General features: G+C 59.0%; 12 protein-coding genes. 7 read left to right on the top strand and 5 right to left on the bottom strand.

The features are described 5' to 3' along the window. Positions 1 to 26 precede the first annotated feature (26 nt). Together QW379_03255 and QW379_03250 are read left to right on the top strand one after the other, a co-directional pair. A complete protein-coding gene (locus tag QW379_03255) occupies positions 27 to 749 on the top strand; it encodes a dihydrofolate reductase family protein (protein ID MEM2869424.1) in 723 nt (240 codons plus the stop codon). A 4-nt stretch (positions 750 to 753) separates the two neighbouring features. Continuing rightward, on the top strand, positions 754 to 1,236 hold the full coding sequence (locus QW379_03250; GenBank protein MEM2869423.1) for a Mut7-C RNAse domain-containing protein: 483 nt from the start codon (positions 754 to 756) through the stop codon (positions 1,234 to 1,236). Positions 1,237 to 1,348: 112 nt separating this feature from the next. Here the strand turns inward: QW379_03250 and QW379_03245 are convergent, their stop codons facing one another. Further along, positions 1,349 to 2,296, bottom strand: a complete 948-nt coding sequence (locus tag QW379_03245; GenBank protein ID MEM2869422.1) for a hypothetical protein — start codon at positions 2,294 to 2,296, stop codon at positions 1,349 to 1,351. A 74-nt stretch (positions 2,297 to 2,370) separates the two neighbouring features. Further along, on the bottom strand, positions 2,371 to 3,828 hold the full coding sequence (locus QW379_03240; GenBank protein MEM2869421.1) for a 4-hydroxyphenylacetate 3-hydroxylase N-terminal domain-containing protein: 1,458 nt from the start codon (positions 3,826 to 3,828) through the stop codon (positions 2,371 to 2,373). A 69-nt stretch (positions 3,829 to 3,897) separates the two neighbouring features. Between QW379_03240 and QW379_03235 the strand changes: the two genes are divergently transcribed. Further along, positions 3,898 to 5,031 (top strand): hypothetical protein, encoded by a 1,134-nt coding sequence (locus QW379_03235; protein ID MEM2869420.1) that lies wholly within the window; start codon positions 3,898 to 3,900, stop codon positions 5,029 to 5,031. Positions 5,032 to 5,070: 39 nt separating this feature from the next. Here the strand turns inward: QW379_03235 and QW379_03230 are convergent, their stop codons facing one another. The 3 genes from QW379_03230 to QW379_03220 all read right to left on the bottom strand — a co-directional run bounded on the left by QW379_03230 (position 5,071) and on the right by QW379_03220 (position 12,338). Then, complete coding sequence (locus QW379_03230) at positions 5,071 to 7,938, bottom strand: hypothetical protein (protein ID MEM2869419.1); 2,868 nt, start codon at positions 7,936 to 7,938, stop codon at positions 5,071 to 5,073. A 22-nt stretch (positions 7,939 to 7,960) separates the two neighbouring features. Next, positions 7,961 to 10,567: a CARDB domain-containing protein gene (locus QW379_03225; protein MEM2869418.1), complete on the bottom strand. Its 2,607-nt coding sequence runs from the start codon at positions 10,565 to 10,567 to the stop codon at positions 7,961 to 7,963. Between the two features lie 79 nt (positions 10,568 to 10,646). Next, entirely contained in the window at positions 10,647 to 12,338 is a 1,692-nt protein-coding gene (locus tag QW379_03220; protein MEM2869417.1) for a hypothetical protein, read from the bottom strand. 150 nt (positions 12,339 to 12,488) lie between these two features. On the opposite strand from QW379_03220, the gene QW379_03215 reads away from it, so the two are divergent. The 4 genes from QW379_03215 to pyrB all read left to right on the top strand — a co-directional run bounded on the left by QW379_03215 (position 12,489) and on the right by pyrB (position 16,188). Next, a complete protein-coding gene (locus QW379_03215) occupies positions 12,489 to 12,917 on the top strand; it encodes a DUF504 domain-containing protein (protein ID MEM2869416.1) in 429 nt (142 codons plus the stop codon). An 18-nt stretch (positions 12,918 to 12,935) separates the two neighbouring features. Continuing rightward, entirely contained in the window at positions 12,936 to 13,934 is a 999-nt protein-coding gene (locus QW379_03210) for a hypothetical protein (GenBank protein ID MEM2869415.1), read from the top strand. Positions 13,935 to 14,078: 144 nt separating this feature from the next. Continuing rightward, positions 14,079 to 15,161: a hypothetical protein gene (locus tag QW379_03205; protein MEM2869414.1), complete on the top strand. Its 1,083-nt coding sequence runs from the start codon at positions 14,079 to 14,081 to the stop codon at positions 15,159 to 15,161. A gap of 61 nt (positions 15,162 to 15,222) precedes the next feature. Beyond that, positions 15,223 to 16,188, top strand: coding sequence for an aspartate carbamoyltransferase (gene pyrB, locus QW379_03200; GenBank protein MEM2869413.1), 966 nt, complete (start codon positions 15,223 to 15,225; stop codon positions 16,186 to 16,188). Position 16,189 lies beyond the last annotated feature (1 nt).

Genomic DNA, 16,189 nt, shown 5'->3' with positions numbered 1-16,189 from the left:
TATACCAGGAGGTGAATTCCTGCTTGATGAGGCCATATGTGATAATCAACTGTGCAATGTCGGCGGACGGGAAAATCGCCCTCCCATCCCGTCGACAGACTAGAATATCATGCGACGAGGACATTGAGCGTGTCCAGCGCCTCAGGAGCTCCTGCGATGCAATTCTAGTCGGTATCGGAACGGTCCTCCAAGATGACCCAGGCCTGCTGGTCAAGGAGAAGTACCTGAAGCGCCAAGAGCTTCCGCTACGCATAGTGCTGGACTCTAGGGGCAGGACCCCTCCTAGCGCGAAGGTGGTCTCAGCCGGGGCGAGAACGCTCATTGTGACTACGGAGGCGGCGGAAAGGCGGGATTGGGGTGGAGGAGTGGAGCAGCTCAGGCTCGGGCCGGGGCCTCGGGTCCCTCTCCCTCCTCTTCTCGATGAGCTGGCCCGGAGGGGGGTCAGGAGACTTCTCGTGGAGGGCGGGGAGGAGGTCATAGGCTCCTTCGTGGCCGGTCGGCTATTCGACCGTTTTATAATATATATCGGCAGCGTTGTTCTCGGTGGGCATGGACCCACGCCCGCGGGCGGCGAGGGCGCGGCGTCCCTTGAAGAGGCGACGAGGCTCAAGCTGCTCAAGGTCCGGAGACTAGGGGACGGGGTCCTCCTTGAGTACGAACCCGCCCCACAAGGTAACGTTGTCGGGAGGGAGACTGTATCCGAAACAGACTCCCGGCCGCCGAGGGGCCGCGGGCCCATCCGGAGGTAGAGCCTTGGCAAAGGAGTTGAGGTTCGTCTGTGACTACATGCTCGGGTCTCTAGCGAGATGGCTCAGGCTGTTGGGCCACGACACTCTCTACCCAGGTCTGCTCGAGGACAGCGAGCTGCTCAGGCTCGCACGCACAGAGGGAAGGCTCCTTCTGACCCGAGACAAGGAGCTGGCCTCAAGAGCCGGCGAACTCGGCGTTCTCATCAAGAGCGTCGGATTGGATGAGCAGCTCGAGCAGCTGAGGGCCTCGGGCCTACTCCCGCTCGACGATGAGAGCGCTCTGACGCGCTGCTCCCTCTGCAACTCCCTCCTCGAAGACATGACCCGAGAGGAGGCCCGGGGGAGGGTTCCGGAGGCGGTGTTCGAGCGCCAGAGTGAGTTCTGGCGGTGCTCGGGCTGTGGACAGATATACTGGCCGGGGAGCCACTATGACAGAATTCTGCAGAGACTGGAAAGAATCGAGAGAGGAGGAAAGGGGAGCGACTAGGTCGGCGCGTGCTGGGGCCCGGGCCCCTCTCCACCGGGAAAGGACCACCGTCGGGGTGGACCATATGCTGTGGGCCAGCCCCGTGCGGGGCCGGAGCACCAATCCTCAAGCACTATCTGGTCAGCGTGCCCTGTCTTCCGCAGAGGGGGCAGGTGACTCTCAGCGGCCTCTCGGCTGTGTAGATAGGAATTATGGCTCCGCACGCGGAGCATTTAATCTTTTTAAGCGGTCTGCGGGGCTCCTCCACGGGCGCCGGTGGCCTCTCGACTCTGACCGGGGTAACCTCCCAAGCGGGCTCACCGCGTCTCGCCGGCGCCGGGGGAGGGGCCTCGACCCTGACCTCGTACTTCGGTCCGAACGCAGGCTCTGGAACTGGCACCGGAGCGGGGGCAGGCGCTGGAGGAGCTCTCCTAACTGCTGGAGCTGGTTCAGGAGTGGGGGGCGGAGCGACGGGAGGGGTCGGAGCGTGAACTGGCGGAACCTCTGCAGGCGCGGGAGCCTCACGGGGTCTCGGCCTGTAAGCTGGGGCGCGGAATATCCCGATGCCCATGACTGAAGAGACGACAAAGGTCGAAGAGATAAGGACAATACCCATCAGAATCAAATAGTAATGTGGGGTCCATATCCACACTTCCACGGTGTAGCTCACATCCGCCTCGGTATAGTCTATCGCGCTCTCGGTGGGCGCTTTGATGGATATCGTATAGCTGGTCTCTGTATATGCCCAGACCCAGAGCTCGACATACTTTCCCACGCCGTTTCCGCTGGGCGGCGGCCCGCCCGCTGCGAGATGGCTGTCAAAATAGGTGTCATTGCCCACGAATACCATTTCCCGGTTGTCGTTTTTAACGACGCGCGTGTCCATGGCCCTGGTTGAGTCTGATTTGACAATCATTATCGAGCCTGGGGGAACTTGCTCCGTCACTATTACGCCAGTTCCGGGGACCTCCTTGTCCTTCTTAAGAACATACCTCTCGCTCTGGAGGAGTCCTGCAATAATGAATGCTATCCCAATGAATATCAGAACCAGCTGCACCCCGCGGAGCACCCCGTATCTCATATACAATACCCCTCTCAGCCCGGTTGCTAAAATACTATATCTATATATAGAGTTTTTGCGGCAGAAATTCGCTTCTATTTCCTTGCGGATGGCTCCTCCAAAGCCTCCTCTATTCCCGCCAGACCGCCCGCGATTCGAATCAATCGCTCCCTGTCCAGCCCCCTCCAGACCATCAATCTAGCCGCATCCGGGGACCCACCGCCATGTAGGCAGCCGGGAACTCCTGCTCCTATGGTCAGCCACTCAATGAGCCTCGCCACCTTCATTCTCGTCTCCGCACTGCTCCTCGCACGTAAGTATTTCTTGAGCAGCGCTCCAAGCCTCGCGTCCTGGAAGTCCCTCCAGGAGGGCATACACCCGGTCTCTCCGATACCCCCGGCGATTTCTTGAGCGAGACGCTTCGTTTCATAAGGCAAGGTCGCCACTTGAACCTTACAAACGTTTGCTGTCAGTCCGTCAGGCATCCAGATTCCGGACGGATGGAGTGAGCCTAGGCAGGCCGCTGCGACGCCAACCGCAAATGTCGTCTCGTTGTTCACGGCCATCCTGACGAATTTGTCCATGAAGACCCTGTCCGGGAGCCCGTTCGCCCTCGCAATGAGCGAGGCCGCACCAATCATCACGTCCCCCTGTCCCGCAACGCATCCTCCAATCGCGGAACGATAGGGCGTGATGAAGTTGAGCACCGCCGCCTGTGTGAAGTTCGCCTCGCCGCACATGAACACTCTTTTTTTGGGAACGAAAACGTCCTCGAAGAATATGTAGCCCTGGGAGATACCACCCTTTCTTACCGGTATATCAAAACCCTCCTCATTCTCGCGCGTGTCGGACGGTCTTCGCGCCTCGACGACGATTATTCCCTCGGCGTCCCTAGGAATTGCGAAGGAGATCGCATAGTCCTTTTCCCTTTCGTTGTACCTGCTCCCCGGTAGGACGAATATCTCGTTTGCGGCCGCTGCCCCCGCGATCATCACCTTGGCCCCTCGGACGACGATGCCGTCGTCCCTGACCGCCACCGCGTGTAAGTTCAAATCGGGGTCGGGCTGCTCGCATGGCCCTAGGCTGCGGTCACCCTTGGGGTCGGTCAGGGCTCCGCAGAGCGTTATGTCCTCCCGCTGCTTATCGACTAGCCACTCCCTGAGTCTCCCGTGATAGTCCGTTCCCAAGGCCCTGTCCATATCGAATGTAGTCGCCCACATTGCGTTTATTGCGGTCCACCCCACGCAGCGGCCTCCTGTACATGTGCCGGTGAGGTTGAAGGCGAGCCTCTTCAACCGAAGGTTGGCGAGCATGTCCTCCTGGCTCTGTATCAAGGAGAGGTAGCGGGACACGGGTTCGCCTGTGAGGCCCGAACTCGTGGTGAGAAGCTCCCTCGTTCCGTCCTCAAGCGCCGCGGCATAGAGCCTGGCATGACCCGCGACGCACCGCCGCGTTGCTGGGTGGGTAGTCACGTCCTCGATCAGCTCGCCAAACTTGTACACGTTGGGCCGCATCCTGCGTAGGCTCTCCATATACTGTTCCGGTGTCCTCATGGATCTCCCCGAGGGGGAGAGGAGGGTGGATTAAATATACTTTGGCTGCATTGACTTGCCGGTGAACAGTTGGTGCTGGGTGAACCACGCGCGTTGCAGCTAGTGCCGAAGAGGGGCTCGACTTTCCACGACTGGCCATACGCCGGGCCCCGGCGGAAGTGCTTCCACGCATGGATTGTGAACCTGACACCCCCCGGCAAGGACCACTGCATCCACGACTGTGTCTACTGCTACGCAAGATACGCTATCTACTCACGACCCCCGAAGAGAGTCATGCAGATTTACTCCAACCTTCCCGAGCTCGTCGAGATGGACCTGAGGAGAATTCGCCTCTGCCCACCCTTCTCGATATCAAACACCACCGACCCATGCCAGGCGGTGCCCGAGCTCCGGCGCGAGACCCGCAGGCTGGTCGAGCTGCTGGTTCGCAAGGGGCCATCCTTCTCCATAACCACGAAGGCCGACCCCTCATTTCTCCTTGACATAGATGGCTTTGCAGAATTTCCACGGAAGTTTATCGCGATAACAATCGAGGGTCCGCCAGAAGTCCTCCGCCTCCTCTCTCCCGGCGCCCCGCCGTACGAAGCACGTCTTGAGGCACTGCGGTCTATGAGCTTGAATGGCGTAAAGTGCATCGTGCGCCTCGACCCAGTTCTGATTCATCTATGGAAAGCCCTCTACCACGAGGGCTGGAGGGAGAGGCTCGAGGAGCTCATGCGGGACTTCCAGAGCGCCGGGGCGGTCCACGTCGTGTCATCGACGGGGCGCTTCTCGAAAAGTCGACCGTCGCCATCCATGTTCCAAAGGCTGAAAAGAATCGTGGCAACTCTCTCGCCCCGCCTTGCGGAGGAAATGGAGAGGGACTATGTATTCAGCCGTGAGGGCACGAGCGAGGGCTATCTCCTTCGCAGGGAGGCGAGGCTAGATTTCCACAGAATCGCCAGGGCCTTGGCCGAAGACTTCGGTATGAGCTACGCCACCTGTCAGGAGACTATGGCGTCAGAGACCGACAGCCCTTATCTGCCCCACTGCGAGGGCATCTGTCTTCCATTCACTGTGAAGGGCTCGGACGGAGTCTTCAGGCCCGTGCCGGGCTGCACTGCCAATTGTCACGTCACATGCGCGGGCGCCAGCCGCGCACCCCCCTGTGGTCGGAGGAGTCTGGTGTCGTCAGGGCCCCTGAGGCTCTCCGCGTTGAAATAGAGAGTTGGCGGGCCGTTGGGGGATCGCCCACCCTCAGGTCTACCTCCTCCTCACCCACAGCGCAGAGACCACAATTGCGAGAACAATGGCGAGGCCCAGGGTAGCCATGCCGGGTCCGGGCGTAGGGGGAGGTGGCGCGGGTTTGATTCTTATCGTCACGGAGGCCTCCGCGCTTCCGCCTTCCGGGTCGGTGACCGTGAGCACAATTGTGTGGAGGCCAACGGAAAGTTTATTTGTTGTGAAACTCAGGCCGCTTCCGATTTTTACACCCGAGTCCCTCCACTCGTACTCGAGAGTGGCGTTGGGGTCGTCGGGGTCGGTTGCCACGGCGGCCCTGAACTCGACGCGCTTTCCGCTAGTGAAGTTGGTTCCATTAACGGGTGATATAATCGCCACACCCTCCGGAGGCCTATTGACATTGTTGACCGTCACCCTCCAGGAGTGCCGAATCTCAGTAATTGAGTCGTTGAAGGTGGCGGTGATGTTGTACGGGGAACGCTCCGAAGCGGTATAGTCGGGTCTGAAGGTGTAGGTGTCGGAGGTCGCTGCTAGAATTGCCCCATCGAGGTACCACCGGTACCTCAGTAAGTGCGGGCTCTCGGCCGCAATCTTGGCATCGTAGCTCACCGCCACTCCGAACGAGATGGAGCTCCCCTCGTCGACGGACACACTCTTTGCAGCGGGTAGCACGGAAGTGAACTCGGGCGGTGTGTAGATGTGGTTCACTATGAGAGTCACTGTCTGCTCGCTGCTCTCCATTTTTGTGTCGGTAGCGGTGAAGGTGATTTTCTCGTGCGGATAGGTCGTCCACAGACCCTCCTTGGGCACTATTTTCACAACGCTTCCCGTGATGGTCACAGCGAAGGCGCTCAGGTTATAGCCCGATGCTGAAAAAGTCAATGCCCCTTTGTCCCAGGGGTCCGTGTCGGTGCAGTAATCGTAGAGGTTCACGGTCGCCTCTGAGGGTCTGCCGGGCTGGTTCTCGTCCATCACTATTTCTGTGAAATTGGTGCTCCAGCGAGGGGGCTTGTTGGGCTGGGGCTGGATGATGATCTCACAGAGGAGCTCGGGGCTGCTTAGGTTGTAGCTGTCCGTCGCCCAGAACTTTGCTTCTATCACAATCGGCTCCTCAAGCCCCGGCAGGCTGGGGGCCTGCAGGGTTAGACCTCCCGAGTGCCTAAGTGTTCCTGGAATCAGCTGGAAGGTCACCCGCACGGATCCATTGTCCCTGACGTGATACGTCAGGTAATCGTTGATTGCGGGGTTGTAAATGTCGTCGTCTGCGAAATAGTCTTTCAGGTCTAGGGCGTCCACGAGAATCTGCTCGGGATACATGCGCACCTCCGCCATCGTGGGTCCCTGAAGGTAGGGGGGATGGTTAACTACCCCCACAATCACGTGGACGTTCGCTGTGGCGATCGCTCCGAACGGGTCCCTTGCTGTGACGGTGTAGTTCTCCATGCCCGTCCAGCCCGGATGCACGGTGCTGAAGTTGGCTCGGTTTCCCTCTATTTCAACAATTGTTTTGCCAGAGGGGACGGTGTTCTCCGCGCTGAACTTTAGCAAGTCGCCATCGGGGTCATAGAATATCTCGCTTAGGTCCAGGATGCCGTATGAGCTCTCGTTGATTTTAAATTCATATTCCCATGTGTTCTCGCGAATTCGGGGCGGATTGTTAAGGGTGATGTTGAATCTGTACTCACCCGCCCCGCCCCAGTAGTTGTTCATTGAAACGCGCAGGAAGCTCGCTATCGCATTCTCCGCCGACACGCCATCTGCTGTTGTTGTGTTCCGGGCTGCTCCCCCAGAAGTCCCGTAGGAGGTGTTCGTGCTGTCCCGGAGCTCCATCATTATGTGCGGGCGGTCAAGGGATTTAGAATAATTCAGAGAGACCAGAGTGGCGTGGATTATCTGTCCCTCGGATACGGGGAAGGAGAAGTAATCCTCGATGTCCACGTCCTTTCCGAGGGTGTCAGCGAACTCGATGAAGTGGCCGTCGACGGCCTCGGGGAGGCCGAAGGCGGTCTCCGCCGAGTTATAGCTGTCCTTCAGAACAGTTGTTTTGAAGATGTCGAGCTCGTAGCTCCCGCCCCCCTCGGCCGCAAAGACCCTCAGGTACCACCTCCCCCCAGAGCTCGCACCGAATGAGCCCTGCCTCGTATCGCCCTTGTTTATGTCCCCAGGGCCCGAGGGCTCGTAGAAGAACTCCTGGAGAAAATCAAGGTCCGGGTCGTACACCTCCACATTGACAGCAAGAGTCTGGGCAGGTCTGCACATGAAGGTGACCACATCCGCCTTTATGTCGTCCGACTGGAGGTCCAGAGCATACCAGTCCCCCTGGTCGGTCGGATCGTTTACGCTATTGCTGACATGGGCAGGGAAGGCGCTGATAACTGGTGCGGCGGAGGGGGAGTTGTCACCATCGTCGGCTAGGGCCTCGGTTGTTTTCGTAAAGGTGAGCTGGTAGCTGGCAGTAGTCATCGTCTGCACTTCGTACCGAATATAGTAGTCTCCGGTCACATGACCGTAGGTGGTGACCCTGTGCCTGGTGTCAATGGCGGCGTCCCCGTCGAGCAGCACTCTCTTTCCCGTCGGGTCATAAACGAAGAGCCTCGGAGCCCCCTCCGACGTCTCGGACTCCACGACGAGCTTCTCTACATTTCCGCCGGTGCGGTTCAGCCTTATTTTATAATAGTCGTCGCTGTCGCTCATCGAGTGGTTGCCGTATATCGTGATTGTGTTGCCGGCGCCCGGGACGACTAGGGTGGCGTTGCCAAAGTCGCCGTTGGGCTCGGAGTCTGTATTCGCAACGGGGCCCCGGGGCTCCGCCACTATGAAGAGTGATGGAGCGCTCCAGGATGCGATAAACATCACAAGTACTAGACCAAAGACATCTCGTCTCATCATCACACCTCCTTTGGTTTCCCCTTTATTCCTCCTCGCTTTCCTCCAGGCTCGTCCCGCGCGTGCCGCGGAGCATCAGGACCGCGGCCACGACTATGAGGACGATGATGACAGCAATAATCATGAGATCCAGCGGCGCCATGCCCTCCTCCTCCGCCCCAACGGTGACAGACACTGTCGGGCCCATCACCGTCCCCAGCTCCCTCGCCGTGGCGGTGGCACGGAGGGTGTGGGGGCCGCGCTTTGCAGTCCAGAAGAGGGAAACAGTGGTGCTCTCCCCGGGCCCGAGCTGGGCCACGGAGTATGATGGCCCGGGCTCTCCGTTCACAAGAATGGTTATGACAATGTACGTGGCCGTAGCTGTGCCGTTGTTCATGAGCGTCACATTCACCCGTACCTTCTCGCCGGCCGAGGGCCTTGTGGACTGGACCACAAATCCAGCGATTTCCAGGCGGGGCTCTCTGACTTGCGCGGCCAGAACCTCCAGCTCCGCACTGGCCGCATTGTTCTCCTTGGTTTGCTCCACCACGGAGTTCGTGGGGTCGAGCTGCACCTCGATTGTATAGTTCCCCGGGGCGACCAAGACCTGCCAGCTCTGGGAACGATTGATGTGCTCTCCAGGGAGGAGGGACGCGATTTTCTGGTCGGCTAGCGGCTGGGGCGAAGTCCCCTTTCTGAACATAAACCGGAGGGTGATGTTGCTGGCGGCTTTACCACCGCGGTTGGCGATGTGAACGGAGATGAACACGATTTCTTCGTAATACACCCTGCGTTTTGAGAGATTCAGCTCCACAATCTCGAGGTCAGCCTCCGGCACGAAAGGATGGACGATGAAATTGATGGAAATACGGTTGTTTGCCGGGTTGGCATCGGCGTTCCTGTTCCCCGCGTCCACCACAGCCTTCAGTGTGTGGTTGGTGTCGGCGGTGTCGTTGAAGAAGGAGGTGTCCCAAATGAAGTATTGAGTGCTCCTACCCCCCGCCGAGATGGGGTTGAGGCTTCGGGTGAAGATGGGTACTGGAGCATCATCTAGGAAAAGCTCGAGGGTTGTGTTGGATAGACTGCTAAGACTCCCCCGGTTTAAAACCGTTATCCAGACCCAGACCCTATCGCCCGAAGTAATCTCCCCCGTAATGTTGCTCTGGTTTGCTGTAATGGAGAGGGCAAGCGACTCAATAGCAAGGTCCACCGCGCCCCTGAGGTTCACATACATCTTGAAGTCATTATTGGTGGCATTGCTCTCCTCCAGCTCAGCCTCGGGATTGACATAGACGAAAAGCGTGTGCCTGAATGGGCTGAGGCCCGCCGTGTCCCAGTCGAAGCTGGTGAGAAGACTCTGACCCGGTCCGAGGGGTGTAACATTGGTCTCAAATATCGGGTCGATTTGCGCGTCCAGCCAGACCTTCAGGCTTGTGTTGTCCTCCATTGCCCCCTCGCCGATATTGCACACGTTTATATTCACACGGACAACCTGACCGATTAAAGGGCTGTAGTCGCTGAGGCTAACGTTCTCAATTGTGAGGTCGGGCAAGGTGGGGGCTACGAGGGTGATGTTCCCTGTTCTGCACTCGCTCCCGGTGAGTTCTACCCTCGCCCTGATGGTGTGGTTGCCGGGGAGGGCGTGGTGGGTGTCCCAGTCGAAGGATGTGTTGGTCGTGACCCCCACCGGAACTTCCGCTACTGTCCGGTTTCCAATCGGCACTCCACCAGCGTCGAGATAAAAGTCCACCCTGACGTTTTGCGCTGCTTCGCTGCCGTTGTTATCGAGCGTGACGTTGATTGTTACTGACTCACCAATCGTGGCATGGTTCACTGATGGGGATATGGAGGCGATGAAGGGATTGGTCCGGTATTTAAACTGGAGCTGCACGGAGCGGGAGCTCTGGCGTACCTTTGCAGTGACGGTGTGCGGGCCGTCGACAATGCCGCTGGTGTTCCAATAGTACTTCAAATTGGTGGGGGTGGTGGGAGGGATGGTGGTGTAGTTGGTCTGGAAGGGCCTTTCCTCGTTATCGAGAAACAACTCGACCGGCTCTCCAACCGCGGGTCTGATTCCGGTGTTGTTTAGAACCACGGTCAGGAGGACTGTGTCCCCGACAATGGCGAGGCTCCTGTCGGCGCGCAGCTCCTCCACCACAGGAATTACGTCTGGAAGGAATGTGATGTTCAGGCTGGCGCGGTTGTTACTTGGGTTGGAGTCCCACTGGCTCTCGGGATGCGTGTCGTTGTAGACCGTCACCCAGATGGTATAGTTCACTCCTGGCTCCAGCCCGAGGCCCGAGGTGTTCCAGTGAACGATGGCCTCCGCGCTCGACCCCGCCCCTATCACCGTTGCACTTTCGTTGAAGTCGTGTATGCCGACGAGCTTCGGGGCCTCATCGCTGGTGTTCCAGAGGATTTGCAAAGAGACATTGTAGGCGGGTTCGTTCCCGAGATTGCTAACCGTGACCCTTACCGTTATGTTGTCGTTGGTCCTCAGCTCCCCCGGATGGCCGGGGTCAAGGCTGATGTTCTGTGGAGAAACGGCCAGATCTATGTTTCCCGGGCTCCGGAGCGCAGGCGCCGGGAGCGCGCAGCTCGCGAGCAGCGCGGCCATGAGGCAGAGCGCTTTCCCATGCCCTTTCAGGACCATTCCCCTCGCCCCCTTACAAAGTATAATGGGCTGGAGAGTAATAAATTGATGCCCCCCGGACCCAGCGCGTCTCTCTCCATCACTCCTCCTCCTGGGATTCACGGCAGGGGAGGGTGCCCGCCACTAGTAGCGCGAGCCCCACTAATACAAGGACCAAGAGCACTGCAACAACAAGGCCAGAACGGTCCTCGGGGGCGGGGATGGGAACCTGAGACGCCCTCTGAACGGTCGGGTCGAGTGGCCTGAAGTCGCTATTGTCGCCGACACCGTCGCCGTCCGTGTCCCTCCACTCAAGAGGGTCGTGGGGGAAAGCATCGCTACTATCCTGCCATCCATCGCCGTCGCTGTCGGCATCCACGGCGAGCCTCATGACAATCGCCCTGGTGTTCAGCCCATCGCTGGAGTCGGGGATGCCGGTAACGTTGTCGTAAGTCTCATAGAGAACAAAGAGTCTCCCGCGATAGACCGCCACGCTCGGGAACTCGTCGTCGCCCAAATTGTGGGGCTCAACGTGTATGACCACGCTCTCGCACCTGTCACCGGAGCGGGAGATTGGGATAATAGAAGAGAGACCTTTCCCGTCATAGCTCCTCATGACCACGTCCCAGTCCATTCCGTCAGAAGTGGCCTCATCCGCGCTCTGCCAGACCACCCAGAGCTTTCCCCCGAAGGCGACTAGATTGGGCCGGTTGTCATCGCCGGTGTCTGAGGGTGGGCTGACTTGAATGTAGGGCCCGATTGATGGTCCGTCAATTCTCCGCATCACGATGTCCTGATCCCCCGGGGCCCTGTATATCGCGCCCTCTCCGTCCACAGTCCTCCATGCTCCCCACAGCTCGTCGACTCCAGTGACTGGGTTGTCGAACACCGCGAGCCTCGGAAAGGAGTCCTTGAACCCGGCGACCGGCACGGCGCCGACCTCGAGCGGGGGACTCCAGCCAGAGCCGGAGTTGATGGAAAGGTATATGGACGTCCGGGCGGAGGCGGCATCGTTCGACTCCCAGACCAGGTACAGGGAGCCGCCGTAGCTCACGAAGAATGGCCAGTCGCACATCGCCGTAGCCGAGGGCGGGGATACCACTACCTCATTCCCTAAGGAGCCGTCATAGGTCCTGACCACGAGCTCGGCGAACGCCCCTCTCATTCTCGAGTAGCCCACATAGAGCTTCCCGCCGTACGAAATCGCTCTGGGGTGATAGCACCTCCACTCCTCGCCTTCCGGGGGAGGCTCATTCACAATAATCACATCGCTCCATCTCGTGCCGTCAAAGGACTTCATAAGAATATCGTGCAGCGTCGAGTTTCTTGGCGGAGGCTTCTGGCTGTCATCCTCCGATTCCCATACCACATAGATTTTTCCATTGTGCAACGTGATGTTGGGGAAATCATTGGCGTGGCCGAATCTGTCGTTGGAGTGCTCGACGGGGGTGAGGTTGACTATCGGTCCCCAAGAGGCGTTCTGGCGGGGGCTGGAGTCGTCGAAGGTCCGGTAGTATATCGCCCCGCGCATGCCTCCCTCGGGATGGGGGTTCTTTCCCTGCCAGACAATGTGCAGCTTTCCATTCCACTCCAGTGCCGTGGTCTCGCTGGGCTCGACATCGGTCCAGTCCCAGGTGACCACTTTGAAGGTAGGAACTCTTTCGAAGGGGTCCCTGCGGAGGCTTTCCAGACCCAGATTGTCTTTCTGGGAAAGACTACCCTGGAGTGGAATCAGGAGGGTCGTCGCCGTGGAGATGAGGAGCCCTAGAATTCGCCCCCATATGAATTTCATGATGGGAGATAGTATAATATGAGATATTTAAAAAGAATGGAATCATTCTCTAATTTATTAAAATATATTGTGAGAGAATAGCGCGATAAACTCCACTCGGAGACAGCAACAGTTATTTCCCATCAACTGATTCAACCGATAGGATCCAATATGAAGACTGTTCGAAGCGTCCTTAACGAGCTCAAGTGGAGACCTAACACCGACTTTTCGAAGGTGACCGTGGAATATGTCCACCGCGGCGCGCCCGGGAATATTGCCTCTATCAGCGGCGGAGACATCATCTCTCTTGAGTCCTGGATGATGGTTGTGAGGCGCCCCGGCGCCTCTCCCGCCAATGGCGCGCCAGGGCCAGGCCGGGTGGCCATACCCTACCATAGGGTGGTCAGGGTGAGCTACAATGGGAAGGTGGTGATGGAGCGGGGGTCTGGAATGGCGAAAGGGGGAGAGGGAGGAGCCGTCGCCCGGGATGCCGGGGAATCCATCCAGGAGGGAGGGAGTGGTGGTGGAGGGGCGAAGCCAGGGGAGCGCTCGGCCGAGCCTGTGGAGACGAGGCCTGCAGCGACCAGAGAGGAGGAATAGCTGGTTGCGGGGTGCTCGATGAGGACCACAGTTATCGGCAGCTACCCCCTGAGCTACGAGGAGTTGGGGCCAGACGCGGTTGTCAGGGCAGTTGAGGAACAGATCGCCGCCGGTGTGGAGCTTGTCTCGGACGGGCAGACGCGGGGAGACATCATCTCGATATACGCGGGAATGATTGAGGGAATGGAGCTCAGGGCAGAGAGAACTGTTCAGAGTGGGGGGCATGGGGCGCGTCACATGGATAGCGCGGTGACCGGGGAGGTCGCGTGCGGAGCAGACCGCATGAGTGGTTGGGGCTCGATGGTGGCTGGTGGCGTGGGGAGGAGGATGTTCATCTCAGGCAGAATCTCACCCCGGGACGCTTCGATGCTCGTTGGGGACTTCAGGCTCGCTACAGCGACGGCTCGGGGAAGGGCCGGGGTGAAGGCGATTCTGACCGGCCCCGTGACGCTCGCGTTCTCCTCCGTTCTCGACACCAAGGTTTACAGCGGCTACAGGGACCGTCGGCTTTATATGGACCTCTCCGGGGCGCTTCTCGAGATAGCGCGGGAGCTGGAAAGGGCCGGGGCCAAGCACCTCCAACTCGACGAGCCATATTTCTCGATAGGGGTCCCCGTCGTACTCGCACGGGAGGCGGTGGAGAACATTGCGCTGGGCTTCAGGGGAGAGGTCGCCCTTCACGCATGCGGTGACGTGAGGAGAGCGCTGGACTGGATGCTCGGCCTGAAAGGCGTCAGGGTTCTGTCGCTCGAGTTCGCCGGAGCGCCCCAGAATCTTGAGGTAATTTCGAGAGAGAAGTTGGAGGGTTCCGGAAAGCTGCTCGGGTTCGGCTGCATTGACACCGCCTCGGAGCGGGTCGAGAGCGAGGAGGAGGTTCTGGGGCTCCTGCGGAGAGGCGCGTCTCTCGTGGGAGAAGAGAACATGGTAGCGCACCCAGATTGTGGCCTGAAGGGGCTCCCGCTCGAAGCGGCGAGGAGGAAGCTAAGGGTGCTCTGTGCCGCGGCGCGCAGTTTGTGAGGGCGCGCGATAGAAGGCTATCGCCGCGCGGAGGGGGCGGGAGTACGAGGGTCCAGAGGGCGCGGGACGAAAAATGAATGAAAAGGTTAATTATAACATTAGTGCATACTAAGCCGGATTCTGGCAGAGAGAAGGAGGACTCCAATGGCGGGGGAGGGCACCGGGACCGATGTGATGGAGGCCATAGGCATAGGCCTACCCCCACTTCCCCTCCTCCTCAAAGACGTCACCATCGAGACTACTATTTCCTCTGACGGAACCATCATAACCTACACTGTCAGGGTAGAGAACAACTCTGGCGAGCCCCTCGGAAGGCTCAGGGTCTCCCCCTCCGTGCCCCCTAGGATGTTCTCTCTAGATGAAGAATCAAGGACCCTACCGCCCATCGAGCCCGGTGGCTCCCAGAGCGCCGTCTTCGTCCTCAGGCCGCTTGAAGAGGCCTGGCATCTAGGCGTCGAGGGGCGCGCGCTGGCGGGGAAGGACGTGACCGTGAGAACGGTTCTGAAGTGCAGCGGGGGACGGGCCACGTACTTTCTCGAGGTCACGAACAACCGGAACTACTCAATACGCAAGCTCAGCGTCCGCCCGGTTCTGCCGAAGGAGTATGTTTCTACAGAAGAGTGCCGGGAAATTGAGCTCTTGGGCCCCAGGGAAATGCGGAAAATAGATTTCCCTATAATAACGAGGGAAGAGTGGGAACTCCTCCAGCAGCATGAGCAGAGTCTCCTCAGGCCTTTCTATTGCCCGCAGGAGAAGCCCCGGCGGAAGAAGCGTGGCTATCCGAGGACACACACCGCGGAGGAGATGACCGCTCTCCGCAAAACGCTGATGCTCGCGGAGTCCGACGAGGAAATTCTGGAGCACATAGGAAAGGAGCCAGTGCCGGAGGACGCGGTGGAGGACAATCTAGTTATAGATATAGAGGACTTCGAGGAGGAGCCCCCTCTAGAGGAGGACATCGAGTCTTACGTAGAGCCACCCATCGAGGAGGACGCTGTGGAGGAGGAGCCCATCATTCTGGGCATCAAGCTCGAGGAGATATCCGAGGAGGGGGCGGTGGAGGAAGAGCCTGACCTAAGTTACGAGCTCCCGATGGAGGAGGTGTCGGAGGAGGAGCCTTGGGAGGAGGAGCTGGAACATGAGGTGGTGAAGATGGTGAAGCCCTTGGGGCCGGCGGGGGCTAGAGCTGAGGAAATAGAGACAGAGGACCTTGAGATGGACCTCTGAGCGCCTGGGCACCTCTTGGAGGCCAGAATATTGGGGTGCCGGTCATAAAGGTTTTAAATTCATGGAGTATGTTGCTCTAGAAGGAGGAAAGGAGTTGGACCTCTCTGGAAGAGATATTGTGTCCATCAGGGACCTCACCAAAGAGGAGATCATCGCCATCCTGGAGCGCGCCGAGAAAGCCCTACCTGTGGCGCGCGGCGAGAGGGGGAGCAGGGCGCTAGAAGGCAAGATTCTCGCCACCCTTTTTTATGAGCCGAGCACGAGGACCAGGCTCTCATTCGAGAGCGCCATGCTCAGGCTCGGGGGATCCGTCATCGGCTTTGCCGAGGTTTCAGGTGCCTCCGTTGCAAAGGGAGAAACGCTCGCCGACACGGTCAGGATGGCCGAGTCGTATGCCGATGTTATAGTCCTCAGGCATCCACACGAGGGAGCCGCAAGGCTCGCCGCCGATTTCTCCTCGAAGCCTGTCATAAACGCTGGGGATGGTGCGGGCCAGCACCCGACCCAGACCCTTCTGGATCTTTTCACGATTAAAATGGAGAAGGGAGATATCGCCGAGAACAATGTGGTACTAGTCGGGGATCTCAAGTACGGCAGAACCGTCCATTCCCTCTCCTACGCCCTCTCGCTCTTTGGAGCGAGCGTGACCTGCGTCGCTCCACCCTCACTCCAGATGCCCCCCGAAATCGTGTCCCAGCTGCGCCAGATGGGCGCGCGGTTCAACCAGTCCGACTCGCTAGAGAGCGTGATTTCCGGCGCGGACGTTCTCTATGTTACCCGCATTCAGCGGGAGCGTTTCCCCGACCCAGAGGAGTACAGAAAGGTCGAGAACGCCTACAGGATAGACAACAGCCTCCTCGCCAACGCCAAAAAGAGCCTGATCGTGCTCCACCCCCTGCCAAGGCTCGCGGAGATAGCACCGGAGGTGGACAACGGTCCCCACGCTAGGTACTTCAAGCAGGCCTTCTACGGCGTTCCTGTCAGGATGGCCCTTCTGTCGATGATTCTTGGCAAAGAAGAGGTGTAGG

This window comes from Thermoplasmata archaeon (genome assembly GCA_038851035.1).
Taxonomy (GTDB): Archaea; Thermoplasmatota; DTKX01; order VGTL01; family VGTL01; genus JAWCLH01.
The sequence above is the reverse complement of the archived record's forward strand: the minus strand, read 5'-3'. Positions and strand labels throughout refer to the sequence as shown.

Excerpts from the sequence above, each read along its gene's own strand:
- QW379_03210 (MEM2869415.1), top strand. The coding sequence starts at position 12,936 with ATGAGGACCACAGTTATCGGCAGCTACCCCCTGAGCTACGAGGAGTTG.
- QW379_03225 (MEM2869418.1), bottom strand. The coding sequence starts at position 10,567 with ATGGTCCTGAAAGGGCATGGGAAAGCGCTCTGCCTCATGGCCGCGCTG.
- QW379_03240 (MEM2869421.1), bottom strand. The coding sequence starts at position 3,828 with ATGAGGACACCGGAACAGTATATGGAGAGCCTACGCAGGATGCGGCCC.
- QW379_03255 (MEM2869424.1), top strand. The coding sequence starts at position 27 with ATGAGGCCATATGTGATAATCAACTGTGCAATGTCGGCGGACGGGAAA.
- QW379_03245 (MEM2869422.1), bottom strand. The coding sequence starts at position 2,296 with ATGAGATACGGGGTGCTCCGCGGGGTGCAGCTGGTTCTGATATTCATT.
- QW379_03220 (MEM2869417.1), bottom strand. The coding sequence starts at position 12,338 with ATGAAATTCATATGGGGGCGAATTCTAGGGCTCCTCATCTCCACGGCG.
- QW379_03205 (MEM2869414.1), top strand. The coding sequence starts at position 14,079 with ATGGCGGGGGAGGGCACCGGGACCGATGTGATGGAGGCCATAGGCATA.
- QW379_03215 (MEM2869416.1), top strand. The coding sequence starts at position 12,489 with ATGAAGACTGTTCGAAGCGTCCTTAACGAGCTCAAGTGGAGACCTAAC.
- QW379_03230 (MEM2869419.1), bottom strand. The coding sequence starts at position 7,938 with ATGATGAGACGAGATGTCTTTGGTCTAGTACTTGTGATGTTTATCGCA.
- pyrB (MEM2869413.1), top strand. The coding sequence starts at position 15,223 with ATGGAGTATGTTGCTCTAGAAGGAGGAAAGGAGTTGGACCTCTCTGGA.